Here is a 25,733-nt window from a genome sequence, read left to right as displayed (position 1 = left end):
GGCATCTCTCGCTCGTTTGCCGGCCTTTCCGGCTGTTTGGCCCCTCAATACCCGGTCATTTCCAGATACCCCACGCCCGTCTGGCTGCCGGTGAAACTGATCGGACCTTCCCAGTAGGGAAACGCGGTGCCCATCCAGGCATCGTCCCGCAGTGGACGGGTGTCGATGCGCAACTGTTTGCCCGGGATCTCCAGTCGCCACTCCACCGGTAAACGGCGTCCGGCTACCTCGGCGATCCGTCCCGGCGTCAGGATGATCTCGTCGCCCCGCAATGCCTGGGCCTGGCCATCGGCACTGATCCAGGTGCCGGCGCGGTAGCGCTGGCCGTCCGTCTGCCGGACCTGGAACAGCATGACTTTGGCACCATCGGCCAGGTGCAGGGAGAACCAGTCCCAGCCCGACTGGTCGGCGGCCAGCGGCTGGCTGCTCCACTCGCGGTCGAGCCAGGCCTGCCCCTTCACTCGGACTTCACGGCCGTCGACCTGCAGGCTGCCGCTCACCTGGAAATAGGGCTGGCTGTAGTACCACGACGCCTGTCCCTTGCCGGACTTGAGGCTGTAGCCGTGATCGCCCTGCAAGACCAATGGACGCTCGCTGCGCAGGTTCAGCCGGTAGGCGAAGTCACTGCCACGGGCCGTCATCTGCATATCGCCCAGGCCCTGGTTGGCCGGGGACAGAGCGTGAAACTGCCAGTCGTCGATCCAGGCTTTCAAGGGCTCGGCCTCCACCCCGGCGGTACCTACCCCGCCCCGTGCCAGAGCCTGGGCGTAGTGATGGCCGTGCTCGCTGGTCAGGGCCGCATGGCCCATCCACAAGGTCGGTTCGCTCCAGCCGGTCAGCTTGCCGGGCACCTGCAAGGCATTGCGGAACAGGGTCCATTGCACGCCGTAGGAATGGCCCTCGGCATCCTCGAGATTGGCGGTGACATACCACCACTCGATGCGGTAATCGCCGTGCGCACCGTGATCACGGGGAAACACCAGCGGTTGACCGGGCACCACCTGGGCATACCCGGCGGCGGTCGCGCCGAGCCCGGCAAAGCCTTCGGATCCGGCCGGCGGTGCCTGATCGCAGGCCCCCAGCAACAGGCCGAACAACAGCGGCAACAGGCCCCTAGCGTTCATTGGCAAAGGTCCTCAACAATTCCACCGGTCGCACCCGCAGCAGTTTCCACAGGGGCCAGGCGGCAGCGACCAGGGTCACCAGCAGCGCCAGCACCGACAGTTGCAGCAACTGCCAGGGAAAGACCTGCATCGGCAGGCGCCAACCGAACGCCTGGACATTCACTACCGCCACCAGGCACCAGGCCAGCGCCAGTCCCAGGGGAATCGCCAGCAGCAAGGTGATCGAGGCCAGCAGCAGGGTCTGCCCCAGGCTCAGCAATAACAGTTGCCGGCGGGCGACACCCAACGCCCACAGCGGCGCCAGTTGCCCCAGGCGACTTTCGCTCAGGCTCAGCAGGCTGATGAACAACGCCACGCCGGCCACGCCCAGGGTCAGGCTATTGAGGGCTGCGGTCGCCGCGAAGGTGCGTTCGAAGACCTTGCCGGCGGCGTCCTTGAGTTCGCTCTGGTCGATCAGATGGGCCTCGTCGAAGTGGAAGGCCTGCTGCAATTCGCGCTTGAGCGGCGCCACGGCCTCGGGCTCTGCCAGCAAGCTGTAGCGACTCGGTCGCAGCCCCGGCCAATGGGCCTGCAACGCCCTGCCTTCGAGCAGCAGATGGCCCTTGGGGTTGCCATAATCGGCATACACGGCCAGCACCGGCAGCGACCAGTCGCCCCTCGGGGTCGGCAGCACCAGGGGCTGGCCGAGCGCCAGCTTGAGGTGCCGCGCCAGTTGCTCGCTGATCATCACACCCTCGCCCGCCGCCCAACGCTGCCAGGCATCGTCACGCGCCTCCAGCAAAGGCCAGTGCTGGCGATAGATGGGCACATCGGGTATCCCGCGCACCTGGATCGGCCAGCCCTGCAGGCTGATCTCGACGTCCCAGCCGGGCAGCAGCGCCTGAACGTCGCGACGCTCGGCCAGCCAGCGCTCCAGTTGCGCGTCCTGCTCGGGTCCTTGCGGGGTGATATACAACTGCGCGGCCAAACGCTGGTCGAGCCAGCTGGTGAAGGTCTGGCGAAACCCCGAGGTCATGCTGCCCACGCCGATGTTCGCGGCCAAGGCCAGCAGCAACGCCATCAGCGCCAGGCTCAGGGCCGGCAATTGCTGGCGGCTGTCGGCGACAAACCACTGGCTCAAGGGCCGGCGACAGGCCGGCAGCACGCTGCCGAGAATGGCATTCAGGCACACCGGCAGCAGCAAGGCCGCCGCCATCAACAACGCGGCCATCAGGACAAAGCCGCTGGCCAGGCTGTCACCCCAGGCAATACAGGCCAGCACCACCATTGCCAGCAACCCGGCCAGCCAGGCCTGCTGGCGCAGGCGCCGGGCCTGTGCCGACCGCCAGGCTTCGGCCTGGGCCAGCGCCAGCAACGGCAGGCGCGCGGCGCGCCAGACACTGCCGGCCCCCGCGAGCAAGGCACCGCCCAGGGACAGGCCCAGGCCCGCCAACCAGTCGCTCGGCGGCAGGTTCAGGCTGCCCGCCACTTCGGCGCCATAAAGGCCGCGCAGACTGGCCGCCACATCCGGCAACAGCAGGCTCGCCAGGCCATAGCCACTGACCACGCCAAGCACACCGCCGACCAGGGCGAATCCCAGCAGTTCCACGGTCAAGGCACTGAGCAGGCAGCGGGCGCTGACGCCACACGAACGCAGGGTGCGCATCAGGCCGCGACGCTGCTCCAGGGCCAGGCCGATAGCGCCGTGGACGATAAACAGCCCGACGATAAACGCCAGGAATCCCAGTGCGCTGAGATTGAGATGAAAGCTCTCGGTCAGGCGCGCCAGGTCACTTTCATCACCCGGCGCCTGCAACCGCAGGCGGCTCGCCAGATCCGCCGGCAAGGCCGGTTCACTGCGAGCGAAATCCGTCGCCAGCAACAACTGCGAGAGTTGCTCCGGCGCCTTCAGTACCCGTTGCGCGGCACCGATATCCATCAGCAGCAGGCCCGGCGGCAGTTGCGGCCGCAAGGCCAGCGGCGGCAGTAGCTGCCCCTCGGGATCACGGGGACGCTCGCCGACCTTCAAGCCCAGGCGCTGCAAGGTATCGGGCGCGACCCAGGTTTGTCCGGGCACGCCGATAAACGCCAGCAGCTGCCCGCTGTCCACCGCCTGACCGGCCAGGGTGCTGCCCTGGGGCAGGCTGACCGGATCGATGCCCAGCACCTGCAGGCGCTGGACATGCCCGGGATGGCGGGGATCGTCCAGCTCCAGCCGGCCTTGCAACAGCGGCGAAACCGGCCAGCCCGCCAAACGCAACCGGACAAACAACTGCTGCTCGAAGCGCCCGCCATCACGGCTGACCAGACGATAAGGCGCCGCCCCGCCGATCAACTGGCTGGCCCGCGCATAACTCTCCCGGGCCTGGCTGTTGAGGGCCTGCACGCCGGTCAGTAACGCCGTCGCCAGCCACAGTCCGGCCAGCACGCTGCACAACTGCACCCGATGGCGCCACCAGTGGCTGAGCAACGCGCGCAAGGCCCAATAGAAGCTCCTCATGCCCCCGACAGCTCGCTCAGGCGGCCGTTGTGCAGGCGCACCCGGCGTTGCAGCCGGCTGGCCATGCGCTCGCTGTGGGTGACCATCAGCAGGCTGGTGCCGTTGTCGGCCAACAGATCCAGCAACAGCCCCAGCACTTCGTCGCTGGTGCTCTCGTCGAGGCTGCCGGTGGGTTCGTCGGCGAGTATCAGCGGTGGCTTCGCCGCCAACGCCCGTCCCAGGGCCACCCGCTGTTGCTGGCCGCCGGACAGTTGCTCGGGGTAACGGGACAGGGTCTGCGCCAGGCCGAGACGTTCCACCAGTTCGTCCTGCCAGCGCGGATCGTGCCGTCCGGCCAGACGCGCCTGGAAGGCCAGGTTGTCGGCCACGGTCAGGCTGGGAATCAGGTTGAACTGCTGGAAGATCAGGCCGATGTCGTGGCGCCGCCAGCTCGCCAGCTGGACTTCGTTCAACTGGCACAGATCGCGCCCGGCGATCTCGATCGCACCGGCATCGGCCCGATCCAGCCCGGCCACCAGGTGCAGCAAGGTGCTCTTGCCACTGCCGGACTCGCCCATCAGGGCCAGGCTCGCCCCCTGCTCCAGCTCCAGGTCGACGCCCTGCAGCACGGCCAACGGCCCCTGGGCGGTGGCGTAGGCTTTACTCAGCCCGCGAATACGCAACATCGATAACCTCACTCAAGACAAAGCCCGACCGGCGAATCGCCGGATCGGGCTTCACGATGACTGCCGTTATAGGCCAGTGCGGACGTTTTTGCACCGTCGATCAATCGGGGAAGTTGGCTTTCAGTGCCGCCAGGCCACCGCTGTAGATGCCGTGGAACAGCGCCACCACTTCCTCTTCGCTGACCCCGACCGGGGTGAAGATACCGGCCCATTCGACAATGGCCGTCTGTGGGGTACTGCCCTCGCGGACCTGCAGGGTCGCCAGGTAGTCGGTGGCGGGGAACGGCGCCTGCTCGATGGAATAGCTGTAGCGCCGGGCCCGGTTGTCGAAGGCTTCCAGGCGCTCGACCACAGTGCCGCCATCGGCGGTCTGCAGGGTCCGCACCCGCCCGCCTTCGCTCAGGCTGCTGCGGGGAATGAACGGCAGCCAGTCGGGCAGCGAATCGAAGCCGCCCATCAATTGCCAGACCTGCTCGGGTGTCGCGGGGATTTCAATCGTAACGGATGTTGCAGCCATGAAAATTCTCCGGAAAAACCTCAGATAGCCAGGCTATCGACAACACCACCGTCGACCCGCAGCGCGGCGCCGGTGGTGGCGGAAGACAGCGGTGACGCGAGGTACACGGCCAGGTTGGCCACTTCCTCGACATCCGCTGCCCGCTGGATGATAGAAGTCGGCCGGGCGGCCTTGACGAAAACGTCAGCCTCTTCCCGGGCACTGCGCCCCGACGCGGCGGTGGCGTCCTTGAGCATCTCTTCCAGGCCGTCGGTAAAGGTCGGCCCGGGGAGGATCGCGTTGACCGTCACGCCACTGCCCGCCAGGCGCTTGGCCAGGCCATGGGAGACGGCCAGGTTGGCGCTTTTGGTGACACCGTAGTTGATCATATCGGCGGGAGTGGCGATACCCGATTCGGAGGAGACGAACAGCACCCGTCCCCAGCCGCGCTTGACCATCGCCGGCGTGTAGTGCCGCGACAGGCGTACGCCGGAGATCACATTGACCTCGTAGAAACGCGTCCATTCTTCATCCGGGGTGTCGAAGAAATCGACATCGTTGAAGATCCCCAGGTTGTTGACCAGGATGTCGGCGTCCGGCTCGGCCCGGAACAGCGCCTCGGCGCCGGCGGCCGTGCCGAGGTCGGCGGCCAGGCCGCGGACCTTGGCCTCGGGATGCGCGGCGAGAATGACCGCGATGGCCTCGTCGACCTTGGCCTGCTGACGGCCGACGATCACCACTGTCGCGCCGGCGCCCGCCAGGCCCTTGCCGATGCCCAGGCCGATACCGGCGGTGGAACCGCTGACAATGGCGACCTTGTTGGAAAGATTGATCTGCATGAGAACCTCGATTGAATGAATAAAGCGATATCAAGCCGGACACGGCCCCTGTAGGAGCCCGGCTTGCCGGCGAAGAGGCCCGTGAAGCCGCCGGAAGCTTCACAGGTTACCGATCGTTCCCACGCTCCGCGTGGGCATGCAGCCCGTGACGCTCTGCGTCACAAGAGCGGACGCGGAGCGTCCCTAGAGGCATTCCCACGCGGAGCGTGGGAACGATCCTCACGATCATCAGGGCTTTCCCGTTCTGTCAGCTCAGCGGCAATGGCGCGTTACCCGCCACCAGTCCGGCGCTGCGCAGGGCCTGCCAGAATTCGGCCGGGATCTTCACCTGCAACGCCGCCACATCCTCGACAATCCGCCCTGGCCGGCTCGACCCGGGAATCACCGCCGCCACTGCCGGGTTGGCCAGGGAGAACTGCAACGCCGCGGCCTTGATGTCCACGCCGAAGTCCCGGGCAATCGCCTTGATCCGTTCAACTTTAGCCAGAATCTGCGGCGATGCCGGCTGGTATTCGAAATTCGTGCCTCCGGCCAGCACACCGGAGCTGTAGGGACCGCCGACGACGATATCGACGTTCTGCGCCGCCGCTTCCGGCATCAGCCGCTGCAAGGCACGCTCATGGTCCAGCAGGGTGTAGCGGCCGGCGAGCAGGAAACCGTCCGGCTGCGCCTCGGCCAGTTGCAGGGTCAGCTCGCACGGCTCGACCTTGTTCACCCCCAGGCCCCAAGCCTTGATCACGCCTTCTTCGCGCAGCCGGCTCAGCACCCGGAATGCGCCCTTGCGGGCCACGTTGAAGTATTCCAGCCATTCGTCGCCATAGAAGTCCTGGGCGATATCGTGAACCCAGACGATATCCAGGCGATCGGTGCGCAGGCGCTTGAGGCTGTCCTCGATGGAACGCAGCGTGGCATCGGCGGAGTAGTCGTTGACGATCTTGTTCGGCCGGCCATGGGCGAACACCCCGGCCTTCTCGCCCAGATCACGGGCAGCGACGTCTTCGACTTCGTCGAGGATCACCCGGCCTACCTTGCTGCTCAGCACATATTGGTCCCGCGGATGCCTGGCCAGGGCCTCGCCGAGGCGGATCTCCGACAACCCGGAACCGTAGAACGGCGCGGTGTCGAAGTAACGCACACCCTGCTCCCAGGCGGCCTCGACGGTGGCGAGCGCTTCGTCCTCGGGAATGGCACGGAACATGTTGCCCAGCGGGGCGGTGCCAAAACCCAGGGGACCTTGCAGTTTGTCTCTGATACTCATGAATGGACTCCTTCAAGCTCGATAAAAGGGATCACGCCTTGCCCTCAGCAGGTGCCAGATTGTTCGCGAGGGGCGGCATCGATCGCGGTGTCGGGACAAATACTAGGTTGCGAACTTTTGACCGTCCAAGACATAATTTGCGCCACTTGAGTCCTTCGAGGTCTGACATGATCGATCTACGCCAACTCCGCTACTTCGTCGTGGTCGCCGAAGAAGAGCACGTCGGCCGCGCCGCAGAACGTCTGCACATCTCGCAATCGCCCCTCAGCCGGCAGATCGCCCAGTTGGAGGAACGCCTCGGGCTGACGCTGTTCGAGCGCAGCCAGCAGCGCATTCGCCTGACCGTCGACGGCCAGACCTTCCTCGCCGAGACCCGCGCCTTCCTGACCCACGCCAACCGCCTGGAGTCCCTGGGGCGGCGCCTGGGTCGGGGGGAAGAAGGCGGCCTGTGCATCGGCTATATCGAGAACGCCATGCATTCGGGGGTGCTGCCAGATGCCTTGCGGACCCTGCGCACGGCCCGGCCCGGGGTGCATATCGCGCTGTACAGCCTGAATTCGGCGGAACAATTGGAGGGCCTGCGCCAGCGCAGCCTGGATATTGCCCTGGTCAGCGAACCGCCGGTGGCGGACGACCCCGACCTGAACAGCGCCCGGGTGCTGGACGACCCGATGCTGCTGGCCCTGCCTGAACAGCACCCGCTGGCCCTGCTCGACGAACTGCGTCCGGAGGATTTCCCCGGCCAGGAATGGATTGCCGTGCAACATCGGCAAAATGCGGGTAAGCAGGATGACTTCGTCTCGGCCTGCATCAAGGCCGGTTTCAACCCGGATATCCGCCTGGAAGCCAGCGAGCCGCTGACCGCCCTCGGCCTGGTGGCGGCGGGCCTGGGCCTGACGATGATCCAGCGGAGCCTGCGCCACAACGCCCCGCAAGGCGTGGTGCTGCGGGAACTGCCGTGGCTGTTCTATACCACCCCGCTGTGGGCCGCCTGGCATCGGATCAACCTGCGACCACTGGTGGCGACCTTCCGCGAAGTCCTGGTCAACGACGCCTACAGCGTCATGCCATCCCTGGCGACCAGCACCGAGGCAGGCAACGTCCCGGCGTGATCCAGCAGCCAGGCATCCAGCGTGTGGCCGACATGGGTCAGCACCGCCTGCGCCGGGTTCAACGTCGCAATCGTCGCCAGCGCCAGGTTCAGGTCGTTGTGATTGCGCGGGGCCTGGGGTTGCGGCGGCATCGAGCAGTCCAGCACCAGCAGATCCAGCGGTCGCGCCTGCAGGAAGACCTCGGTTTCGGCGGGCAGGCCAACGGTGTCGGTGAGATAGGCAATGCGGCGGCCCTCGCCTTCCAGCAGATAACCCAGGGTCGGCCTGGAATGCACCAACGGTAGCGCCGTGACGCCCAGCGCCCCCAGTTGGCGGGTTTCGAAGGCGGCGAACGGCTGGCTGAAATCGAGAATCCCCGGATGCTTGTAGAGGTCCGACAGCCCTTCCGGATCGGCCGGGCCGTGCACCGGGATCACCAGGCCCTGGCCCCAGCGCAGATGCAGCAGGCCCTGGGCGTGATCGGCGTGGTAATGGGTCTGCAGGATGCCGCTGAAACTGCGTGGCGCAAAACGCTCGGTGAGGTCCGGCAGGCCGCTGTCGATCAGCCAGCGCTGGTCGCCGCATTCCACCAGGGCGCTGCAGGGCAGGCGCCGCAGCGCCGGCTGTTGGCGGGCCGCGACGCAGGCCCGGCAGTCGCAGCCATACACCGGCACCTGGCGTGCATCGCCGGTGCCGAGCAAGGTCAGGCGCATGATCACTCCTTGCCGATCAGGGCAAACAACCGGGTCACGGTCTGGCGGATCGGCCCGGAGTTGTCGAGCAGCACCAGCGACGGATCATCCGCCGCCAGCACGCCGGCCCCGAGGGTGAAGTCGGCGTTGCGCGCCAGCCGCGCCTCGATCTCCGGCAACGACTCGCGGCCCCGGGCCAGCAGCCGTTCGCGCAATACCGACTGCTCCACCGTCAGCAGCACCACCAGCAGGTCGGGATAACGCTCTCGGGCCTGGGGCAGGTAGCCGCGCGAGCCGTTGACCAGCACATCCTGGCCTTCCCCCAGCCACTGGTCGATCTCCCGGGGAATCCCGTAGAACAGCCCGTTGGCCTTCCAGCTCAAGGCAAAGGCCCCCTGCACCTGCATCGCCGCGAACTGCTCGGCGCTGACGCCATGGGCAGCCTCGCCGACCGCCTCGGCGGAACGGGTGATGACCCGCCGCACGATGCGGCAGCCCCGTTGCGCCAGAGGTTCACGGGCGGCATCGAGCAGGCTGTCCTTGCCGGAGCCCGAAGGCCCGATGAGATAGATCAACCTGCCCGCCATCAGAACACCCTCTTCGCTTGTCGCCACACTTGCTGGATCACCGGCAGGCCGCCCTGGTTACGGGCATGGATCAGGTCGGCACGCAGGCCGACGCGGATTTCCCCGCGGTCGTCGAGTCCCGCCGCGCGGGCCGGGGCCCGGCTGACCATGGCCACGGTCCGTGGCAGGTCGCAGTCGTTGTCCTGGGCGGCCAGCAGAAAGGCCGCCTGCAACAGGCTGGCCGGATAGTAATCGCTGGACAGGATATCCAATAACCCGTCTTTTGCCAGTGCCGCCGCCGCCACGTTGCCCGAATGCGAGCCGCCGCGCACCACGTTCGGCGCGCCCATCAGCACGGCCATGCCCAAGCGGTTGCAGGCATTGGCCGCCTCCATCGTGGTGGGAAACTCGGCGATGCTCATGCCGAACGCCGCCGACTCCTCGACATGGGCCAGGGTCGCGTCGTCATGGCTGGCCACCGACAGGCCGCGGGCCAGGCAATCCTCGACAATCGCCCCACGATAACGGTTGCTGTACTGCGCCGAGTTGGCGATCTGCAGGACGATGAACTCGTCCATCTGCTGGTCGCTCAGGTGGTACTTGCCCATATAGTACTCGCGGTACTTGGACTCCAGGGCGAACTGGCGCTGGCCCGGCGAATGGTCCATGACCGAGACCAGTTGCACCAGCGGGTTTTCCACCAGGTCGCGGAACACCGCCAGGGTCTCGGGGTGGCAGACCTCGCAGCGCAGGTGCAGGCGGTGCTCGGCGCGGGTCAGGCCGGCGGCGCTGGCGGTGGCGATGGCATCGAGCATGCCCGGCAGTTGCTGCATGCGCTTGCCCTTGGGGTTGACGTCACCGATGGACAAGGCGTCGAACACCGTGGTGATCCCCGCCGCGATGATCTGCGCGTCATGGCTGAGTACCGCCGATACCGACGGCCAATCCACGCCGGGACGCGGGGTCATGTGCTTTTCCAGGTTGTCGGTGTGCAGCTCGATCAACCCCGGCAGCAGGTAGTCGCCCTGCAGGTCCTGGGCCTGGGGCAACTGGCTGCGGCCCTCGCCGATCTCGGCGATCAGGCCGTCGCGCAGGACCAGGGTGCCGGTGATTTCCTGGTCGGCGAGGACCAGTCGGGCGTTGCTGAGAATCTGTTCGTTCAGCATGGCGTGGCTTCCTTGGGCATCGAGGCAGTCGGGGTCATGTCGAGATGGCGATCGGCAACCGCCTCGCGGGCGGCGCGGTCGTGGAAAATACCGATCAGAGCGGTACCGGCGGCTTTCGCCTCGCCGATCAGTTCCAGCACCACCTGGCGATTGGCGTCGTCGAGGGACGCCGTCGGTTCGTCGAGCAGCATCAGCGGCCAATCCACCATGAAGCCACGGGCGATGTTGACCCGCTGCTGCTCGCCGCCGGAGAAGGTCCCCGGCGCCAGTTGCCAGAGCCGCCGCGGGATATTCAGGCGGCTCAGCAACGCCTCGGCGCGGGCCTGGGCGACGCCGCGCTCCCAGCCACGGGCCAGGGCCGGCTCCATGACCACGTCCAGGCAGGCGACCCGTGGGATCACCCGCAGGAACTGGCTGACATAACCCAGGGTGCGCTGGCGCACGTCCAGCAGTTCCCGCGGTTCGGCGCCGACCAGTTCCAGCCAGTCGCCGGCATGGCGCACGCGGATGCTGCCGCCGGCCGGCAGGTAGTTGCCATACAGGGTGCGCAGCAAGGTACTTTTGCCGGCGCCGGACTGGCCGTGGAGTACCAGGCACTCGCCGGCATCGACGCTGAAGGCCAGGCCGTCCAGCACATTGAGCACCACACCGTGTTGCTGGTGCAGGGTGAAGGTTTTCGAGAGGTCGCGGACCTCGAGCAGCGTTGTCATCGGAGACACCTCAGGCGGAACGCGAATCAGGGTTGCAGGACGGAAGACACCAGCAGTTGCGAGTAGGCATCCTGGGGATCGTCGAGGATCTGGTCGGTGAGCCCCGACTCGACCACTCGCGAGCGGCGCATGACCATCAGCCGGTCCGCCAGCAGGCGGGCCACGGCCAGGTCATGGGTGACGATCACCACCGCCAGGTCCAGCTCGCGCACCAGGCCGCGCAGCAAGTCGAGCAGGCGTGCCTGCACCGACACGTCGAGGCCGCCGGTAGGCTCGTCCATGAACACTAGGCGCGGCCCCGAGACCAGGTTGCGGGCGATCTGCAGGCGCTGCTGCATGCCGCCGGAAAAGGTCCGTGGCAGGTCGTCGATACGCAGCGGATCGATCTCCACCTGGCTCAGCCAGTCCAGCCCGGCGGCGCGCAGTTGCGCATAGTTGCGGATGCCCTGGGCCATCAGCCGCTCGCCGATATTGGCCCCGGCGGAAACCCCCATGCGCAGGCCATCGCGGGGGTTCTGCTCGACGAAGCCCCATTCGGTGCGCAACAGCGTGCGGCGCTCGGCCTCGCTGGCGCTGTAGAGGTCCAGCCAGCGGTCCTGCTTGTCGCGGTAGGCGATCGCCCCGCTGTCCGGCGGGCAGCGGCCGCTGAGCAGCGACAGCAGGGTCGACTTGCCCGAGCCGGACTCGCCGACGATACCCAGCACTTCGCCGGGATAGAGGTCGAAGCTGACGTCCTGGCAGCCCTTCTCCGGGCCATACAACTTGCCCAGGCCACGCACTTGCAGCAAGGGCTTGGCGCGTTCGTTGCGGCGTGCCTGCACGGCCGGGTTCAGTAAGGCGGCGTTCATTGGCCTTGCTCCTGTTCGCTGACGCGCTGGGCGCAGTAATCGGTGTCCGAGCAGACAAACTGCTGGGTGCCGGCGTCGTCGACGATCAACTCGTCGAGGAACGAATCGTGGCTGCCGCAGATCGCGCAGCTCTGCTCCCAACGCTGGACCTCGAAGGGGTGATCCTCGAAGTCGAGGCTGGTCACACGGGTGTACGGCGGCACTGCGTACAGGCGCTTCTCGCGCCCGGCGCCGAACAGCATCAGCGCCGGACTCATGTCGAGTTTCGGGTTGTCGAACTTGGGAATCGGCGACGGGTCCATCACGTAGCGGTCGTCGACCGTCACCGGGTAGGCGTAGCTGGTCTCGATATGCCCGTAGGTGGCGATGTCCTCGTACAGCTTGACGTGCATGACCCCGTAGTCGTTGAGGGCATGCATGGTCCGGGTCTCGGTTTCCGACGGTTCGATAAACCGCAGCGGCTCGGGATTGGGCACCTGGTAGACCATGATCTGGCCTTCGCGCAGGGCGATTTCCGGAATCCGGTGACGGGTCTGGATCAACGTCGCCTCGGGCGTGCGTTCGGTGGTGACGACACCGGCGGTACGGGCGAAGAAACGGCGGATCGACACCGCGTTGGTGGTGTCGTCGGCGCCCTGGTCGATGACCTTGAGCACATCGTCGGCACCGAGGATCGCCGCGGTCAGTTGCATGCCGCCGGTGCCCCAGCCGTAGGGCAGCGGCATCTCGCGGCCACCGAACGGCACCTGGTAGCCGGGAATCGCCACGGCCTTGAGCAGGCCGCGACGGATCATGCGTTTGGTCTGTTCGTCGAGGTAGGCGAAGTTGTAGGCCTCGTCGCGAATCGGGGTCTGGCCGTTCATCAACGGTTCTCCTCGGGGTTGCGCAGTTTGCGGATCAGTTCCAGTTCGGACTGGAAGTCGACGTAGTGCGGCAGCTTGAGGTGCGAGACGAAGCCGGCGGCCTCGACGTTGTCACAGTGGGCCAGCACGAATTCTTCCTGCTGGGCCGGTGACACCACCTCTTCATTGAATTCCTCGGCCCGCAGCGAGCGGTCGATCAGGGCCATGCCCATGGCCTTGCGCTCGGCATGACCGAAGGCCAGGCCATAGCCACGGGTAAACTGCGCCGGCTCGGTTTTCGAGCCGACGAACTGGTTGACCATCTCGCACTCGGTCACTTCGATCGAGCCGATGGCGATCGGGAAACCCAGTTCCGCCGGTTCGATCCAGACTTCCACCGCGCCGATACGGATCTCCCCGGCAAAGGGGTGATTGCGTCCGTAGCCGCGCTGGGTCGAATACCCCAGGGCCAGCAGGAAACCTTCATCGCCACGGGCCAGTGCCTGCAGTCGCTCGGCACGCGTGGCCGGGTACTCCAGGGGTTTGCGGGTGATATCGTCGACCGCGGCACCCTGGTCGCTTTCGGACTTGATCAGCCCTTCCCTGGCCAGCAGTTCCAGGACTCGCGGACACGGCGCCAGGCCGGCGCCCTCTGCCACCTGCGGCCCCGGATGCTCGCCCTCGGCCAGCAGCGCGAAATCCAGCAGGCGGTGGGTGTAGTCGAAGGTCGGGCCGAGCAGCTGACCACCCGGTACGTCCTTGAAGGTCGCCGACAGGCGCCGGTCAAGTTGCATGTCCGAGGTATCGATGGGCAGGCTGTCATTGAAGCGCGGCAGCGTCGTGCGGTAGGCCCGCAGCAGGAAGATCGCTTCCACCAGGTCCCCCGCCGCCTGCTTGATCGCCAGCGCGGCCAGTTGTTCGTCGTACAGCGAGCCCTCGGTCATCACCCGGGCCACCGCCAGCGGCAGTTGCTGGCGGACCTGCTCGACGTCGAGTTCGGCGATGGCGGTGTCGCCACGGCGTTTTTTCGCCAGCAGGCGGTGGGCATTATCGATGGCTCTCTCGCCACCCTTGACGGCTACATACATCAGGCAAGCTCCTCGGACAGGTGGCTGACACGGGTACTGCGCGGCAGGCCGAGCACGTCGCCGGCGGCCAGGAAAAACACATCCAGCCCACGGGGAAACGCACTGTGGCGATCGCGCTGGTGCCAGAACGTCGCGGCCAGCGGCAGGCCGACCCGCTGTTCGTCGCGGATACCCGGACCGCGCCAGGCCAGGGAGCGCCCGCTCTCCAGTTGCGGCAACTGGACCAGCAAGGTGCAGGACTGGTCCGGGTAACGTTCGTTGCCCAGGTCGAAGCCGGCTAGGTCATGCAGATCCTCGGCCGCGAGCAGGGCAAAGCGCGCTTCCTCGCGTTGATGGGTCAGCGGGCAGCCACAATGGAACGCCAGGTTGGCGCGGATCAGCGGGGTATCGAAGGACGGCGCCAGCCACAGCGGGGTATCGCCGTCGAGCAGCGCCAGGCATAGCGCGTAGGTCGCCGGCGCCAGGCCGTCGAGGCTCGGCAGCGTGGGCATGGCCTGGACCACGCCGGGATTGGCCAAGGCGTCGAGGGCCGCGCGGAAACTGCGCTGGGCATCCAGCACCGGGTCGGCGAAAGCGCCTTGCAGAAGACTTGCACTCATCAGTTTTCTCCTCGCACCAGGGTGAAGAACTCGACCTTGGTCGCGGCGGTATCGGCGGCTTTCGCGGCCCGACGCAGGGCCTCGGCATGGGCCAGGGGTTCGATCAGTTCACTGAGCCAGCGCGCCTGCTGGCTGCCTTGCAGATGGGCGTCGGCCAATGCGGCCAGCTCGGCATGCCGCTTGTCGCGTCCGGCCAGGTAGCTGTAGCCGACCCGACCATCGGCCAGGCGCACCACGCAGCGGGTGACGGTCATTTCGCCGACGTTGAAGGGCGCACCGGTGCCGCCCATGCGGCCACGCACCAGGGTCATGCCGACTTCCGGGGCGCGGATCAGCTGGTAGTCAGTGTCGCGCAGGGCCTCTTCATGGGCGTGCAGCTCGACGCCCTGGGCGCGGGCCAGGACGCCGATCCAGCGTTGCCGTGCAGCGTGTGTTTCGGGAGCAGTCATCTTGAGGTTCTCCATCAGGTCACGACCTGGTACTGAAAGCGGTCCGAGCGGCTGGTGGACAGCGCCAGCTCCACCGGCCGTCCGGCGGGGTCACGGGAAACGGTCAGCACCGTCAGCACCGGCATATGCCGGGGCATCAGCAACAGGCCGGCCTCGTCGCGGCTGGGCAGGCGCGCGCCGATCAGGCTGAAGGTGCGGGTCAGGGGCAGCTTGCGGTCGGCGAAGAACTGCCGCAGCGAACCGCCGTTGTAAGGGTCCAGCCAGCGCGCGCGGCTGGCGCAGTAGCGGTGACGGATCAGGCTCACCGGTTGTTCGTCGAGCAGGCGCAGGGTCTGCAGCTCGATCAGCGGTGCCTGCTCCTGCAACTCCAGGTGGCGGGCGTCCTCGCGGCTCGCCGGGCAGTGCCGGCGACGCAGCAGCAGCGCCTGGACACCGACGCCCTGGGCCGACAGCGACTGGCTGTAGGCACTGTCCGCCGCCATCGGGTAGATCAGCGGACGCTCCAGCACCTGGGTGCCCTTGCCCTGCAGGCGCAGCAGGCAGCCCTCGGCCACCAGTTCGTCGATGGCGCGGCGGATGGTGTGGCGGTTCACCGAGAAGCGCGAGGCCAGCTGGACTTCCGGCGGCAGGTAGTCCCCCGCGCGGTAACCGGACAGCTCGCGGCGCAGGGTATCGGCCAGCTCGCGGTATATCGGCTCTACTTGTCTAGACAATGTCATGGCTAAAAAAAGCGCCCTCAGGCACCCTCTCCGATCAGATGAATTGTTTGCGCAGGCGTTGCGACAGGATGTCGATCACGCTCACCACGAAGATGATCACCAGCAGCACCGCGCAGGTCTGGACGAACTGGAAGGCGCGGATGTTTTCCCAGAGGATCACGCCGATACCGCCGGCACCGACCATCCCCACCACCGTGGCGGAACGCACGTTGGACTCGAAGCGGTACAGCGCGTAGGAGATCCACAGCGGCATGACCTGCGGGATCACCCCGTAGATCACTTCCTGCAAGGCACTGGCACCGGTGGCACGCACACCTTCCACGGGACCCGGATCAATCGCCTCGACCGCTTCGGCGAACAGCTTGGCGAGGACCCCGGTGGTGCTGATCCACAGCGCCAGGACACCGGCGAACGGCCCCAGGCCGACCGCCACCACGAACAACATGGCGAACACCATTTCGTTGATCGAGCGGAACGAGTCCATGACCCGGCGCAGCGGCTGGTGAATCCACCAGGGGGTGATGTTGTCAGCACAGAGAATGCCCAGCGGCACCGAGCAGACAATCGCCAGCAGCGTGCCCCAGAGGGCGATATGCACGGTGACGATCATTTCCTTGAGGTACGAGCGCCATTCGTGGAAGTCCGGCGGGAAGAAGTCGGCGGCGAAGGTCGCCATGTTTCCCGAATCGCGGTACAGCTGCAGCGGGTTCATTTCCGCGCCGTGCCAGGCCCAGGCAAACATCGCCAGTACCAGGGCCCAGCCGATGTAACGGCTCCAGGAACGTTTGCCGACAATATCGGCGTGTGCAGCGTGAGTATTCATGAGCGGCTCTCGTCGACGGAGGATGACGCGCTGCCTGGCGGGTACGACCCGGGCAGCGCGGCCCGGTGCCTCAACCCGCCTTGGCGGCGGTCTGCTTGTCCAGTTCGCTGATGCGGTCCTGCAACTTCGCAAGGCCGGCATCGATGTCTTTCAGGCGAGTGGTTTTTTCCTCGGCGCTCAGGGTGGTGCTGGCGCTCACTTCGGTGCGCTGCTTGAACAGTTCGAGCTGGCGGATGGTCAGCAGCTGGTCGTCGCTGGACTTGAGAAACTTGCCCAACTGCATGTTGGTCAGCACCGCCTTCTCTTCCGGCGTATCGCCATAGGTGGCGAAGAACTCGCGGATCTTGGCCTTGTTGGCGTCCGACAGGTTCTTGTTCCAGACCATCGGGTCGGCCGGGATCAGCGGCGAGCGCCAGATTTCCTTGAGCAGCGCGGCGTTTTCCGGCTGGGTCACTTGCAGGCGGTCCCAGCTTTCGGTGTTGAAGGTGGCGACGTCGATCTGGCCCTTGGCAACGCTCAAGGCGTTCACTTCATGGCTGGAGTTGAGGGTGCGCTTGAACGCGGTGGCGGCATCGACATGGTTCTTGGCGAACACGTAATAGCCGGGTACCAGATAGCCGGAGGTGGAGTTCGGATCGCCATTGCCGAAGGTCAGGCTCTTGGCGTTCTTGAGCATGTCGGCAACGGAGTTGATCGGGCTGTCCTTGCGCACGATCAGCACGCTCCAGTAACCCGGATTGCCATTGGCGGCAGCGGTCTGGGCGAAGATCTCACCGTTGGAGCGGTCCACGGCTTCCATCGCGCCCTTGTTGCCGAGCCACGCCACGTCCACCTTGTTGAAGCGCATCCCCTGGATCAGGCCCGCGTAGTCGGAAGCAAAGGTGGCTTTGACGGTGAGGCCGGTTTTCTTCGACATGTCGTCGAGGAACGGCTGCCAGACACTCTTGAGGTTCTGCGACGACTCGGTGGACATGAGACCGAAGTTGATGACTTGTTCCTGTGCCTGGGCGGTGCCCAGGACGCAGCTTGCCAGCAGAGCGGCAGACGCGAAGACGCGACCGATACGGTTCAACATGGAATGGATTCCTGCAGGTGCGTTAAGGGTTCGAGAGGTTGTCTGGGTTCAGGCCAGGACCAGCCGGGGCGCGTTGTCCATGCGCCGGGCCTGATCGGAAAACATCAGGCTGGTGTCCAGGTCGGCGCCGTACAGGCCGTTGAGCAGCGGCCCGGTCAGTTCCGAAGCGGCGCCGTCGTAGTGGATCCGGCCGCCCTTGAGCGCCACAGCGCGGGGGCAATAGCGAACGGCGTAATCCACTTGATGCAGGGTCACCACGACGGTCTTGCCGTCGCGGCGGTTGATGTCGGCGAGGATTTCCATGACCTTGCGCGCCGATTCCGGATCGAGGGAGGCGATCGGCTCGTCGGCCAGGATCACGTCGGCGCGCTGGGTCAGGGTGCGGGCAATGGCGACCCGTTGCTGCTGGCCGCCGGACAGGGTCGAGGCACGCTGGCCGGCCAGGTCGAGCAGGCCGACGCGCTCCAGGGACTCATGGGCCCGATGTCGCTCCTCGGCGTTGAACAGGCCGAAATTGCCGCGAAAACGCGGCATGCGACCTAGACAACCGAGAAGTACGTTGTCTAGAACACTTAGCCGGTTGACAAGGTTGAACTGCTGGAAGATATAACCGATGTCGGCCCGCAGACGGCGCACGTTGCCGTTGAGCCGGCCGCTGGACTGCACGTCGCGCCCCAGCACCCGGACCCGACCGCCGTTGTCGCGGTCGCACACGGCAAGGCCGGCGAGGTGGCGCAACAGGGTCGACTTGCCGGACCCGGAAGCGCCGATCAGCGCGACCATCTCGCCGGTCTGGATGGACAATTCGAGATCGACCAGGGCGGTCTTGCGCGAAAAGGTCTTGTTCAAACGATCGACATGGATGGCTACGGTCATGGGAGCTCTCTGTCTGGTTATAGAGGCCGTCCATGGCCGCATTGGGATGACCAGACGTTAGAGCGCGCGTGTTGCGGTCCTGCGAACAGAACATGACCGTGAAGTCACGGTTTGATGACGTTTGTGTTGATGTTTTCCCACAGGCCGCGCAATAGAAGGATCGCCCTCCGGCACCGGGTGATCGCCGTCAGACGGCTGGTCTGCGCAAAACTACCCCGGCCCCGATCAGCGCACTGGCGACGGCCAGCACCAGGATCACCCCTTGGGTACCCAGGGAGCCGGCCAATACCCCCACCAGCAAACCGGCCAAAGGTTGCGACAGGTTGTTGAGCAAGGTGATCACCCCCACCGTCTTGCCGAAGTCCTGCACCGGAATCACCTGCTGGCGGACACTGCGCATATAGACATTGAACATCTTGTCGAAGCCGACGATCAGCAGGAAGCCGACGACATAGCCCGCCGTCGAAGGACTGCACGCAGTGACAAAGGCACCGAGCAGGATCAGCCCATAGGACAGTCCACCGAGCAGCCGCAACGGCAGGCTGAGCCGTGCCAGCAGGAACAGGATCGCGATGGTCACCCCGGCCCCGACCGCCTGCAGCCCGGCGTAATAGTCCTTGCCCTGTTCGTGGACGCCAATCACCAGCGCCGCCGAGGTGGCCAGGGTCACGCCGATGATCAGGTTGACCCCGACCGCCAGGCAGATGATCTTGCGCAACGGCGCCAATGCGCGGATATGGCCGAAGGCGATGCGCAGCGGTTGCAGCCAGAGCCCCGGATGCTGCTCGAAGGTTTCCAGGCTGATCACGCTGCTGCGCTGCCAGGCCAGCATCGCCAGGTCGGCCAGCACGAACAATCCCGCCACGCCGAGCACCACCCAGGGCCAGGCCATGGCCTCCAGCAGCAGCGCCGCCAGCAAGGGCCCGAGCACCAGGCCGCTCTGGTCGGCGATCTGCGAATAGGACAAGGTCCTGGTATAGCTGTAGCGGGCGAAGATATGCGGCAGCAGCACTTCGCGGGCCATGATGCCCTGGGTGGTCAGCACCCCGCACAGGGCCGAGAGCGCCACCAGCCAGTAGATACCGTCGAACAGCCCATGACAGGCGACGGCGACCACACAGGCCAGTGCCCGGTAGACCTGGCTGATATGCAGGATGCGCACGGGCGAAAAACGGTCGCAGAGGGCCCCGCAGATCGGGAACGCCAGGAAGCGCGGCAACGCCTCGACGAAAAATGCCAGGCCGGCCCAGGAGGCACTGTTGGTGGTCTGGAACACCAGCAGCGGGACGATGAACAACAGGATCTGGTCAGCCAGTCGTGAAAGAAACAGCGAAGCGAAAAACGCCAGGTAGTCCCTGCCCATCGTTTCCTCTTTGTCCAACGGCACGAGGCCGAAAGCGCGAGGATAGACCATTCGTCACGCTTTCGGACAGCGCTGTCTTTCAGTCGAGGAAATCCGCTTCCCCAGTGATCAGGCGGCGTTTCACACTCTCCAGATGGCTGCGGGCGCTGTCCGCCTCGCCGACCCGCATCTGTCGTGCCGTCGCCGCGATGATCCCGGGGGCAATGGCCTGCAACTTGCGCCCCGTGCTCAGCGCCCGGATCTGCACTTCGGCGGCGCGCTCCAGGTAATAGAGATCGTCCCAGGCTTCGGCGATGCTGGCCCCGATCACCATCACCCCATGGTTTTTCATGAACAGCACCGCCGTCTCGCCCATGGCCGCGGCGATACGATCGCCTTCGCGGCTGTCCAGGGCCAGGCCGTTGAAGTGTTCGTCCACCGCCACTCGACCATAGAACTTCAGGGCCGTCTGTCCGGCATACAACAACGGCTCGCCCTCGCACATGGCCAGGGCCGTGGCATTGGGCATGTGGGTGTGAAAGGCCGCGACGGCCTTCGGGTTGGCCCGGTGCAAACGGGCATGGATATAGAACGCCGTGGCTTCCGGCTGACCGTCACCGGCCAGGACATTGCCCTGAAAATCACAGATCAGCAGGCTCGACGCCGTGACCTCGGCAAAGGCCAGGCCATAGGGATTGACCAGGAACAGTCCCGGCTCTCCCGGCACCAGCGCCGAAAAGTGATTGCAGATGCCCTCGGCCAGCCCGAGCCGAGCCGCCATGCGCAGGCAGGCAGCCAGGTCGATACGGGCCTGACGGATCGCCGGGCTGTCGAGATCGCCATGCTCGGCGGCGTTGTTAACGATGTCGTGCAGTTGATGAGCCATGGCGTCAGACCCAATCCAGGGAAGTGAACAGCTCTTTCAGCCCCGCCAGGTCCGGCAGGATCGCGTCGGGGGTGTAATCGGCCAGCAGTCGGCGCCGGGTGCCACGGTCGATCCATACGCAGCGAAAGCCCATGTCCCGGGCCGCGGCATGATCCAGGTGCGGACTGGCGCAGATATGCAGCACCTCTTCCTTGCTCACCCCGAGTTGCTGGTGGGCATGACGGAACAGTTGCAGGTCGGGCTTGTAGGCCCCGGCCTGCTGGGCGGTGATCACCCGGTCGATATGCCCGTTCAGTTGCGCCACATTGCCGGCGATGATGTCGTCATCGGTATTGGAGACGATGGCGATGCGAAACCCCTGGGCCTTCAGCCAGCCCAGGGTCGGCACCACTTCGGGAAACGGCGGCATGGCGGAGATCCGCGCGTTGAGCTGCTCCGAATCGCTATCCTGGTAGCCCAGGTCCAGGTCTTCCAGCGCCAGGCGCAGGGACTGACGGGAAACCTCCTTGAACGAGCGATGGGGCGGTTCCTGTTCCAGGCGGTGTTCGTGGTGATCGTAGATACGGATGAACTCGTCCGGGTCGATACCCGACTGGCCCTTGGCTTCAAGCAATGCGTGGACATGGGCCAGCAAGCCCTCGTCCCACCGGATCAGGGTGCCGTAGCAGTCGAAGGTCAACCAGAGCGGGCGTGGCGTGTGGGTCAGGGACATAGCGGTGATTCCATCGAATTGACGCTTTGAGCCTATAACCCCTGCCATGAATTGGAAAATTAAATTATTATCCAATCTTAATTCCATTTACGAATGTATAGCCATGTACGACCTCGACCTGCTCAAGACCTTCGTTTGCGTGATCGATGCCGGCGGCTTCACCAAGGGCGGCGAGCGGGTCAATCGCACCCAGTCCACGGTCAGCCAGCAGATTCGCAAGCTGGAAGACCAGGTCGGGCGCGCCCTGCTGGTCCGCCATCGGGCGTGCAAGGAAGTGCAACTGACCGAGGATGGCGAACGCCTGATGAGCTATGCCCGGCGCCTGGTGCTGCTGGCGAGCGAGGCCCAGGCAGTGATGCAGTCGGGGGATGGTGCCGGCCTGGTGCGCCTGGGTGTGCCGGAGGATTTCGATGTGCAGCGTATGATGCAGTTGCTCTCGGGCTTTGCCGGCCGCCATCCACGGATTCGTCTCGATACCGTCAATGGCCTGAGCCTGGACCTGAAAAGCCGCCTGGCCAACGACGACCTCGACCTGGCGCTGATCAAGCGCAATGCCGGCGAAGGCACGGCGCTCGCCAGTTGGCCGGAGGAACTGGTGTGGGTCAGTGGCGCGCAGGTCGATGTGTACCAGACACCGCTGCCCCTGGTGGTTTACGCCCAGGGCTGCATCTACCGCAACCGGCTGATCCACACCCTGGAAAGCCAGGGGCGAGCGTGGCGGATCGCATTCTCCAGTCAGAGCCTGGCGGGTATCCAGGCAGCGGTATCGGCCAATCTGGGGATCAGCCTGTTGCCGCGCACGGCGGTACTGGCCGGCCATCGCGAGCTGTCCAGCACCGAAGGTTTCGGTCTGCCGCCGGCCTCGGAGCTGGCGCTGGTGAGCGCCGACAGAGCACAGTCCCAGCCCCAGCGCCTGCTGATTGAATATCTGCTGGAGCAGTTGCACTCCTAAGGCGTAGAAATCCGTGCCTCGCTTGTCAACGACGAGGCCCGCGAGCATGCCAGAAGCTTCGCGGGCAAGCCCGCTCCCACAGGACAGAGCCTTACCCACACATGATGAGTCCGCTCGATTATTGTGGGAGTTGGCTTGCCAACGAACCGCCGCGGGCGGCCATCCACCTCAATCAATGCATCAGACCTCGTTGCGCGCCACCAGCCGCGAAAAGCTGGCCAGGCACGCGGCTGTCGCAAACCCCGCGCCGATGTACAGCGCAATGACCGGTCCATGTGTAGCCGACAAACCGAAACTCAACGCCACCAGCGCGGCACCGGTCGACTGGCCGATCAGGCGCGCGGTGGCAATCATGCCGCTGGCACCGCTGCTGCGTTCCCGCGGGGCGCTGGTCATCAGGGCCTTCTGGTTCGGCGACTGGAAAAAACCGAAGCCCAGGCCGCAGATCACCATGCGGATGCCGATATCCAGCGCGCTCGGATCGCTGGGCAGCAAGGCCAGGGACAACATGCCCAGGGCCAGCACCCCCAAGCCGATACCGCCGAGCAGGCCTGGTGGGTAACGGTCCGATAGCCGTCCGGCAAAGGGCGCGATCAAGGCCACCACCACCGACCAGGGCGTCATCAGGTAGCCGGTCTGCACCGGGTCGCGGCCCAGCACCGTTTCGAAAAAGAATGGCAGCGAGACAAAGGCCAGGCCCTGGGTGGCAAAGGAACAGACCGCCGTCAGCGCCGACAATGCGAACATCGGGCGCTTGAGCAGATCGATGGGGAACATCGGTGCCGGATGCCCGGCTTCACGGCGGATCATCACAAAACCCGCCGTCAGGCACACCAGCAACGCCAGGCAGATAGGCAAGGTGCCCGCAAACTGCGCGCCCTCCCCCAAGGCATAGATCAGCGAGCCAAAGGTGACGATGCTCAGGCCGGCCGTGATCCAGGCAAAGCGCTGGCCGTTGGGCGGCGTGTGGGGCAGCGAAGGAATGGCCATCGCCAGGGCGATCAGGCCGATGGGGATGTTCACCCCGAACAGCCACGGCCAATTGGCCACGGACAGGATCAGCGAGGCCACGGTTGGTCCGGCGGCGAACGACATGCCCACCACCAGCGCATTGAGGCCCATGCCCTTGCCGAGCTTTTCCGGCGGGAACAGGCTGAAGATCAGCGCCGCGTTGACGCTCATGATCGCGCTCGCCCCGACGCCCTGGAGGACGCGGGCCATGGTCAGCTGGGTCAGGGTGGTCGACATCGCGCACAGCGCCGAAGACACCGTGAACAGCACCAGGCCGAACAGATAGATTTTGCGATGCCCGATCACGCCACCGAACGAGGCGAAGGCGAGGATGGTCGCGACCGCCGACAGCTGGTAGGCATTGATGATCCACACCGAGGCGGCCGGCGTGGTGTGCAGGCTGGTGGCGATGGCCGGCAACGCCGTGTTGGCGATGGCGGTGTCCAGTGAAGCCAGGGCGATGGAGATCAGGATCGCCAACATGCCACTGACCTGACGCGATAGACGCGGCCTGAAAATTCCCGATAACCCGCTGATCGCACACCCCCGAAACCCGCTGCACAGAGCGGATCATAACTTTTTGCCAAATACCGATGACGACGTTTTGCTGAACCGCGGCTGTACGACAGCGAGCACAGGTCCGCCTGGTGTCGCTGCCCATGGTGATCCCCTAGCCTCACTTGATAAACTAGCGACTTCTTGGATCACTCCCAATAAAAGGTTGGCAATGGACGTTCTGGCAAGCATGAAGGTCTTCGTCAAGGTCGTCGATCACGGCAGTTTCAGCGCGGCGGCGCAGTCCATCGGGATTTCCTCGACCATGGTCGGCAATCATATCCAGGGCCTGGAGAAACACCTGGGCACCCGCCTGCTGCACCGCACCACCCGCCGCCAGAGCCTGACCGAGATCGGCCAGGGCTACTACAGCCAATGCCTGGCGATCCTTGGACAGATCGAACACGCCGAACTGGTCGCCCGCGAACAACGTGCCCATCCCCGCGGCCGCCTGCGGGTCAGTGCCTCGGCGACCCTGGCCTCGGACCGGTTGATCCCGGCGATTGCCGCCTACCTCAAGACCTACCCGGAAGTGGATATCGAATTGCAGTTCAACGACCGGGTGGTGGACCTGGTGGAAGACGGCTTCGACGTGGTGTTCCGCTACGGCGAACTGCCCAGCAGCGCACTGGTGGGACGCCTGCTGAGCAAGAACCGCCGCATCGCCTGCGCCTCGCCGGCGTACCTGAAGGCCCACGGCACGCCACACGTGCCGGCGGATCTGCAGCAACACAACTGCCTGGTGTTCCTGCGGGCCACGCCACAGCGCGAATGGTTGTTCCGTGGGGTGAGCAGCGAAAGCGTGCGGGTGAACGGGCAACTGTCGGCCAACAACGGCACGGCCCTGATGAATGCGGCGCTGGAAGGCATCGGTATCGTCCTGCTCCCGCAGACACTGGTGCAGGACGCCCTGAAGGATGGGCGCCTGGTCCACCTGCTGCCGGACCACGAAACCCTGGACCGGCCGCTGCACCTGGTCTATCTGCCGGACAAGCACATGACGCCGAAGTTGAGCAGTTTTATCGAGTTCATGGTGGGGCGGTTTGCCTGAAGAGAAGCAGCAAGATTGAATTCGATCGTTCCCACGCTGGGGCGTGGGTGCGATCAATGCCTGGGGCTTCTAAAGCGAAGCCTCAGTCTTGATCAAGAACAAATCTTCCCGGAACAAGCTCTTGAGCTCGGCGCGGCGCTTTGAGAATAGCGGAAAGTTACTCGCCACCTCCTGAAGGCTCTCTGTAACTCTTACAAGATACCCATTATTCAATTTTTCAATGGGAAATCCTGACGCCGCGATCCGTTCAGCATCGACCTCTGCAGAAAACTCGTCCCCATAGAACATGACCCAGCCGATATTCGGCACGTCCGGTTTCAAGGCCGAGTTGAATGACCCGATCTGAAAACTGTTGTTTTTCTCGTGAGGACCGAGTTCGGGTTCACTGAAGAGATGAAGCATTCCAAGCTGAGGAGGAAAAATTTCGCACCATGCTTTGAAGAGCGAATACCAGTCGACTCTCTCGCTACTGACCGAACGGAAGCTGATTGCGCCTGGAACCAGCTGCCCTCTGGCATTTCGCGCCGTGTGAACAACGCTCCCCGAGCATTTGACCGCCTTTTTTCTCCGCCACGCGAAATCCTGATAGAAGTCGGACAATACGCCATTGACTCGTATGGCGGCCTTTGCTGCCCAGTCTCCCTCACTCGCAGCCGTGCCCATGAAAGGCTCTATGAATTTATCCGCATTGTGCGACACCTGTTCTGGAACAAGCAAACCCTCGTCCCGGCTTAACGACGCAACGAAAGCCTCTCCGACACCCCAACCAATAGTTTCAGATTTCGTCCTGATTGCTATCTGCACATACGGCTTCATATA

27 protein-coding genes are annotated in these 25,733 nt (G+C 65.2%); 3 read left to right on the top strand and 24 right to left on the bottom strand.

What is annotated here, in order from left to right:
* Positions 1-44: 44 nt before the first annotated feature.
* From HX881_RS29285 to HX881_RS29260, 6 genes are all read right to left on the bottom strand, one after another.
* Complete coding sequence (locus tag HX881_RS29285; RefSeq protein WP_177088032.1) at positions 45-1,124, bottom strand: lipocalin-like domain-containing protein; 1,080 nt, start codon at positions 1,122-1,124, stop codon at positions 45-47.
* Positions 1,114-3,603, bottom strand: coding sequence for an FtsX-like permease family protein (locus tag HX881_RS29280; RefSeq protein WP_177088031.1), 2,490 nt, complete (start codon positions 3,601-3,603; stop codon positions 1,114-1,116). The genes HX881_RS29285 and HX881_RS29280 overlap by 11 nt, the downstream gene beginning before the upstream one ends.
* On the bottom strand, positions 3,600-4,268 hold the full coding sequence (locus tag HX881_RS29275) for an ABC transporter ATP-binding protein (RefSeq protein WP_177088029.1): 669 nt from the start codon (positions 4,266-4,268) through the stop codon (positions 3,600-3,602). The genes HX881_RS29280 and HX881_RS29275 overlap by 4 nt, the downstream gene beginning before the upstream one ends.
* Positions 4,269-4,368: 100 nt before the next feature.
* Positions 4,369-4,785 carry an SRPBCC family protein gene (locus HX881_RS29270; protein WP_177088027.1) on the bottom strand — a complete coding sequence of 139 codons (417 nt, stop codon included), beginning with the start codon at positions 4,783-4,785 and terminating at the stop codon, positions 4,369-4,371.
* A gap of 20 nt (positions 4,786-4,805) precedes the next feature.
* Positions 4,806-5,603, bottom strand: a complete 798-nt coding sequence (locus HX881_RS29265) for an SDR family NAD(P)-dependent oxidoreductase (protein WP_017127189.1) — start codon at positions 5,601-5,603, stop codon at positions 4,806-4,808.
* 247 nt (positions 5,604-5,850) lie between these two features.
* The gene (locus HX881_RS29260; RefSeq protein WP_103032874.1) at positions 5,851-6,861 is read right to left on the bottom strand and encodes an aldo/keto reductase; all 1,011 of its coding nucleotides are present in this window, start codon (positions 6,859-6,861) and stop codon (positions 5,851-5,853) included.
* Positions 6,862-7,028: 167 nt separating this feature from the next.
* On the opposite strand from HX881_RS29260, the gene HX881_RS29255 reads away from it, so the two are divergent.
* Positions 7,029-7,973 carry a LysR substrate-binding domain-containing protein gene (locus HX881_RS29255; protein WP_177088025.1) on the top strand — a complete coding sequence of 315 codons (945 nt, stop codon included), beginning with the start codon at positions 7,029-7,031 and terminating at the stop codon, positions 7,971-7,973.
* On the opposite strand, the gene phnP is transcribed toward HX881_RS29255, so the two are convergent.
* The 16 genes from phnP to HX881_RS29175 form a co-directional block, all read right to left on the bottom strand.
* Positions 7,916-8,665, bottom strand: coding sequence for a phosphonate metabolism protein PhnP (phnP, locus tag HX881_RS29250; protein WP_103032875.1), 750 nt, complete (start codon positions 8,663-8,665; stop codon positions 7,916-7,918). The two genes, HX881_RS29255 and phnP, sit on opposite strands and share 58 nt — an antisense overlap.
* A gap of 2 nt (positions 8,666-8,667) precedes the next feature.
* Positions 8,668-9,231, bottom strand: coding sequence for a phosphonate metabolism protein/1,5-bisphosphokinase (PRPP-forming) PhnN (phnN, locus tag HX881_RS29245; RefSeq protein WP_177088023.1), 564 nt, complete (start codon positions 9,229-9,231; stop codon positions 8,668-8,670).
* Positions 9,231-10,376 carry an alpha-D-ribose 1-methylphosphonate 5-triphosphate diphosphatase gene (locus HX881_RS29240; RefSeq protein ID WP_177088021.1) on the bottom strand — a complete coding sequence of 382 codons (1,146 nt, stop codon included), beginning with the start codon at positions 10,374-10,376 and terminating at the stop codon, positions 9,231-9,233. Before HX881_RS29240 ends, phnN begins: the two co-directional genes overlap by 1 nt.
* Complete coding sequence (phnL, locus tag HX881_RS29235; RefSeq protein WP_103032876.1) at positions 10,370-11,086, bottom strand: phosphonate C-P lyase system protein PhnL; 717 nt, start codon at positions 11,084-11,086, stop codon at positions 10,370-10,372. The genes HX881_RS29240 and phnL overlap by 7 nt, the downstream gene beginning before the upstream one ends.
* A 26-nt stretch (positions 11,087-11,112) precedes the next feature.
* Complete coding sequence (phnK, locus tag HX881_RS29230) at positions 11,113-11,934, bottom strand: phosphonate C-P lyase system protein PhnK (RefSeq protein ID WP_017127182.1); 822 nt, start codon at positions 11,932-11,934, stop codon at positions 11,113-11,115.
* Positions 11,931-12,797, bottom strand: coding sequence for an alpha-D-ribose 1-methylphosphonate 5-phosphate C-P-lyase PhnJ (locus HX881_RS29225; protein ID WP_177088019.1), 867 nt, complete (start codon positions 12,795-12,797; stop codon positions 11,931-11,933). The genes phnK and HX881_RS29225 overlap by 4 nt, the downstream gene beginning before the upstream one ends.
* Positions 12,797-13,864, bottom strand: coding sequence for a carbon-phosphorus lyase complex subunit (locus HX881_RS29220; RefSeq protein WP_103032877.1), 1,068 nt, complete (start codon positions 13,862-13,864; stop codon positions 12,797-12,799). The genes HX881_RS29225 and HX881_RS29220 overlap by 1 nt, the downstream gene beginning before the upstream one ends.
* Entirely contained in the window at positions 13,864-14,463 is a 600-nt protein-coding gene (gene phnH, locus HX881_RS29215) for a phosphonate C-P lyase system protein PhnH (RefSeq protein WP_177088017.1), read from the bottom strand. The genes HX881_RS29220 and phnH overlap by 1 nt, the downstream gene beginning before the upstream one ends.
* Positions 14,463-14,912, bottom strand: coding sequence for a phosphonate C-P lyase system protein PhnG (gene phnG, locus HX881_RS29210; protein ID WP_177088015.1), 450 nt, complete (start codon positions 14,910-14,912; stop codon positions 14,463-14,465). Before phnG ends, phnH begins: the two co-directional genes overlap by 1 nt.
* A 14-nt stretch (positions 14,913-14,926) precedes the next feature.
* Positions 14,927-15,631 (bottom strand): phosphonate metabolism transcriptional regulator PhnF, encoded by a 705-nt coding sequence (gene phnF / locus HX881_RS29205; protein WP_017127178.1) that lies wholly within the window; start codon positions 15,629-15,631, stop codon positions 14,927-14,929.
* Between the two features lie 34 nt (positions 15,632-15,665).
* Positions 15,666-16,454 (bottom strand): phosphonate ABC transporter, permease protein PhnE, encoded by a 789-nt coding sequence (phnE, locus tag HX881_RS29200; RefSeq protein ID WP_017127177.1) that lies wholly within the window; start codon positions 16,452-16,454, stop codon positions 15,666-15,668.
* Between the two features lie 70 nt (positions 16,455-16,524).
* Positions 16,525-17,529: a phosphonate ABC transporter substrate-binding protein gene (phnD, locus tag HX881_RS29195; protein ID WP_177063608.1), complete on the bottom strand. Its 1,005-nt coding sequence runs from the start codon at positions 17,527-17,529 to the stop codon at positions 16,525-16,527.
* A gap of 48 nt (positions 17,530-17,577) precedes the next feature.
* Positions 17,578-18,405 carry a phosphonate ABC transporter ATP-binding protein gene (gene phnC, locus HX881_RS29190; protein ID WP_017127175.1) on the bottom strand — a complete coding sequence of 276 codons (828 nt, stop codon included), beginning with the start codon at positions 18,403-18,405 and terminating at the stop codon, positions 17,578-17,580.
* Positions 18,406-18,592: 187 nt separating this feature from the next.
* A complete protein-coding gene (locus HX881_RS29185; RefSeq protein ID WP_177088013.1) occupies positions 18,593-19,768 on the bottom strand; it encodes an MFS transporter in 1,176 nt (391 codons plus the stop codon).
* Between the two features lie 79 nt (positions 19,769-19,847).
* Positions 19,848-20,633, bottom strand: coding sequence for an aldolase (locus HX881_RS29180; protein WP_177088011.1), 786 nt, complete (start codon positions 20,631-20,633; stop codon positions 19,848-19,850).
* Between the two features lie 4 nt (positions 20,634-20,637).
* A complete protein-coding gene (locus HX881_RS29175; protein WP_177088009.1) occupies positions 20,638-21,345 on the bottom strand; it encodes an HAD family hydrolase in 708 nt (235 codons plus the stop codon).
* Positions 21,346-21,448: 103 nt separating this feature from the next.
* Here HX881_RS29175 and HX881_RS29170 point away from each other — a divergent pair, with 103 nt between their 5' ends.
* The gene (locus HX881_RS29170; RefSeq protein WP_177088007.1) at positions 21,449-22,297 is read left to right on the top strand and encodes a LysR family transcriptional regulator; all 849 of its coding nucleotides are present in this window, start codon (positions 21,449-21,451) and stop codon (positions 22,295-22,297) included.
* A gap of 180 nt (positions 22,298-22,477) precedes the next feature.
* Here HX881_RS29170 and HX881_RS29165 read toward each other — a convergent pair whose 3' ends face one another.
* Positions 22,478-23,791 (bottom strand): MFS transporter, encoded by a 1,314-nt coding sequence (locus tag HX881_RS29165; protein WP_177088005.1) that lies wholly within the window; start codon positions 23,789-23,791, stop codon positions 22,478-22,480.
* A 244-nt stretch (positions 23,792-24,035) separates the two neighbouring features.
* Here HX881_RS29165 and HX881_RS29160 point away from each other — a divergent pair, with 244 nt between their 5' ends.
* Positions 24,036-24,914 carry a LysR family transcriptional regulator gene (locus HX881_RS29160; RefSeq protein ID WP_177088003.1) on the top strand — a complete coding sequence of 293 codons (879 nt, stop codon included), beginning with the start codon at positions 24,036-24,038 and terminating at the stop codon, positions 24,912-24,914.
* A 69-nt stretch (positions 24,915-24,983) separates the two neighbouring features.
* On the opposite strand, the gene HX881_RS29155 is transcribed toward HX881_RS29160, so the two are convergent.
* On the bottom strand, positions 24,984-25,730 hold the full coding sequence (locus HX881_RS29155; RefSeq protein WP_177088001.1) for a hypothetical protein: 747 nt from the start codon (positions 25,728-25,730) through the stop codon (positions 24,984-24,986).
* Positions 25,731-25,733 lie beyond the last annotated feature (3 nt).

Source organism: Pseudomonas gingeri (assembly GCF_013386115.1).
GTDB classification, from domain to species: Bacteria; Pseudomonadota; Gammaproteobacteria; order Pseudomonadales; family Pseudomonadaceae; genus Aquipseudomonas; species Aquipseudomonas gingeri.
The sequence above is the reverse complement of the archived record's forward strand: the minus strand, read 5'-3'. Positions and strand labels throughout refer to the sequence as shown.

What these genes read in the sequence shown, in the direction of transcription:
- HX881_RS29185 (WP_177088013.1), bottom strand. Translation starts at nt 19,768, where the DNA reads ATGGGCAGGGACTACCTGGCGTTTTTCGCTTCGCTGTTTCTTTCACGA.
- HX881_RS29275 (WP_177088029.1), bottom strand. Translation starts at nt 4,268, where the DNA reads ATGTTGCGTATTCGCGGGCTGAGTAAAGCCTACGCCACCGCCCAGGGG.
- HX881_RS29260 (WP_103032874.1), bottom strand. Translation starts at nt 6,861, where the DNA reads ATGAGTATCAGAGACAAACTGCAAGGTCCCCTGGGTTTTGGCACCGCC.
- phnH (WP_177088017.1), bottom strand. Translation starts at nt 14,463, where the DNA reads ATGAGTGCAAGTCTTCTGCAAGGCGCTTTCGCCGACCCGGTGCTGGAT.
- phnC (WP_017127175.1), bottom strand. Translation starts at nt 18,405, where the DNA reads ATGACCGTAGCCATCCATGTCGATCGTTTGAACAAGACCTTTTCGCGC.
- phnK (WP_017127182.1), bottom strand. Translation starts at nt 11,934, where the DNA reads ATGAACGCCGCCTTACTGAACCCGGCCGTGCAGGCACGCCGCAACGAA.
- HX881_RS29285 (WP_177088032.1), bottom strand. Translation starts at nt 1,124, where the DNA reads ATGAACGCTAGGGGCCTGTTGCCGCTGTTGTTCGGCCTGTTGCTGGGG.
- HX881_RS29180 (WP_177088011.1), bottom strand. Translation starts at nt 20,633, where the DNA reads ATGGCTCATCAACTGCACGACATCGTTAACAACGCCGCCGAGCATGGC.
- phnL (WP_103032876.1), bottom strand. Translation starts at nt 11,086, where the DNA reads ATGACAACGCTGCTCGAGGTCCGCGACCTCTCGAAAACCTTCACCCTG.
- phnF (WP_017127178.1), bottom strand. Translation starts at nt 15,631, where the DNA reads ATGACATTGTCTAGACAAGTAGAGCCGATATACCGCGAGCTGGCCGAT.
- HX881_RS29155 (WP_177088001.1), bottom strand. Translation starts at nt 25,730, where the DNA reads ATGAAGCCGTATGTGCAGATAGCAATCAGGACGAAATCTGAAACTATT.
- phnN (WP_177088023.1), bottom strand. Translation starts at nt 9,231, where the DNA reads ATGGCGGGCAGGTTGATCTATCTCATCGGGCCTTCGGGCTCCGGCAAG.
- phnD (WP_177063608.1), bottom strand. Translation starts at nt 17,529, where the DNA reads ATGTTGAACCGTATCGGTCGCGTCTTCGCGTCTGCCGCTCTGCTGGCA.
- HX881_RS29175 (WP_177088009.1), bottom strand. Translation starts at nt 21,345, where the DNA reads ATGTCCCTGACCCACACGCCACGCCCGCTCTGGTTGACCTTCGACTGC.
- phnE (WP_017127177.1), bottom strand. Translation starts at nt 16,454, where the DNA reads ATGAATACTCACGCTGCACACGCCGATATTGTCGGCAAACGTTCCTGG.
- phnP (WP_103032875.1), bottom strand. Translation starts at nt 8,665, where the DNA reads ATGCGCCTGACCTTGCTCGGCACCGGCGATGCACGCCAGGTGCCGGTG.
- HX881_RS29240 (WP_177088021.1), bottom strand. Translation starts at nt 10,376, where the DNA reads ATGCTGAACGAACAGATTCTCAGCAACGCCCGACTGGTCCTCGCCGAC.
- HX881_RS29165 (WP_177088005.1), bottom strand. Translation starts at nt 23,791, where the DNA reads ATGTTGGCGATCCTGATCTCCATCGCCCTGGCTTCACTGGACACCGCC.
- HX881_RS29160 (WP_177088003.1), top strand. Translation starts at nt 24,036, where the DNA reads ATGGACGTTCTGGCAAGCATGAAGGTCTTCGTCAAGGTCGTCGATCAC.
- phnG (WP_177088015.1), bottom strand. Translation starts at nt 14,912, where the DNA reads ATGACTGCTCCCGAAACACACGCTGCACGGCAACGCTGGATCGGCGTC.
- HX881_RS29255 (WP_177088025.1), top strand. Translation starts at nt 7,029, where the DNA reads ATGATCGATCTACGCCAACTCCGCTACTTCGTCGTGGTCGCCGAAGAA.
- HX881_RS29265 (WP_017127189.1), bottom strand. Translation starts at nt 5,603, where the DNA reads ATGCAGATCAATCTTTCCAACAAGGTCGCCATTGTCAGCGGTTCCACC.
- HX881_RS29225 (WP_177088019.1), bottom strand. Translation starts at nt 12,797, where the DNA reads ATGAACGGCCAGACCCCGATTCGCGACGAGGCCTACAACTTCGCCTAC.
- HX881_RS29270 (WP_177088027.1), bottom strand. Translation starts at nt 4,785, where the DNA reads ATGGCTGCAACATCCGTTACGATTGAAATCCCCGCGACACCCGAGCAG.
- HX881_RS29170 (WP_177088007.1), top strand. Translation starts at nt 21,449, where the DNA reads ATGTACGACCTCGACCTGCTCAAGACCTTCGTTTGCGTGATCGATGCC.
- HX881_RS29280 (WP_177088031.1), bottom strand. Translation starts at nt 3,603, where the DNA reads ATGAGGAGCTTCTATTGGGCCTTGCGCGCGTTGCTCAGCCACTGGTGG.
- HX881_RS29220 (WP_103032877.1), bottom strand. Translation starts at nt 13,864, where the DNA reads ATGTATGTAGCCGTCAAGGGTGGCGAGAGAGCCATCGATAATGCCCAC.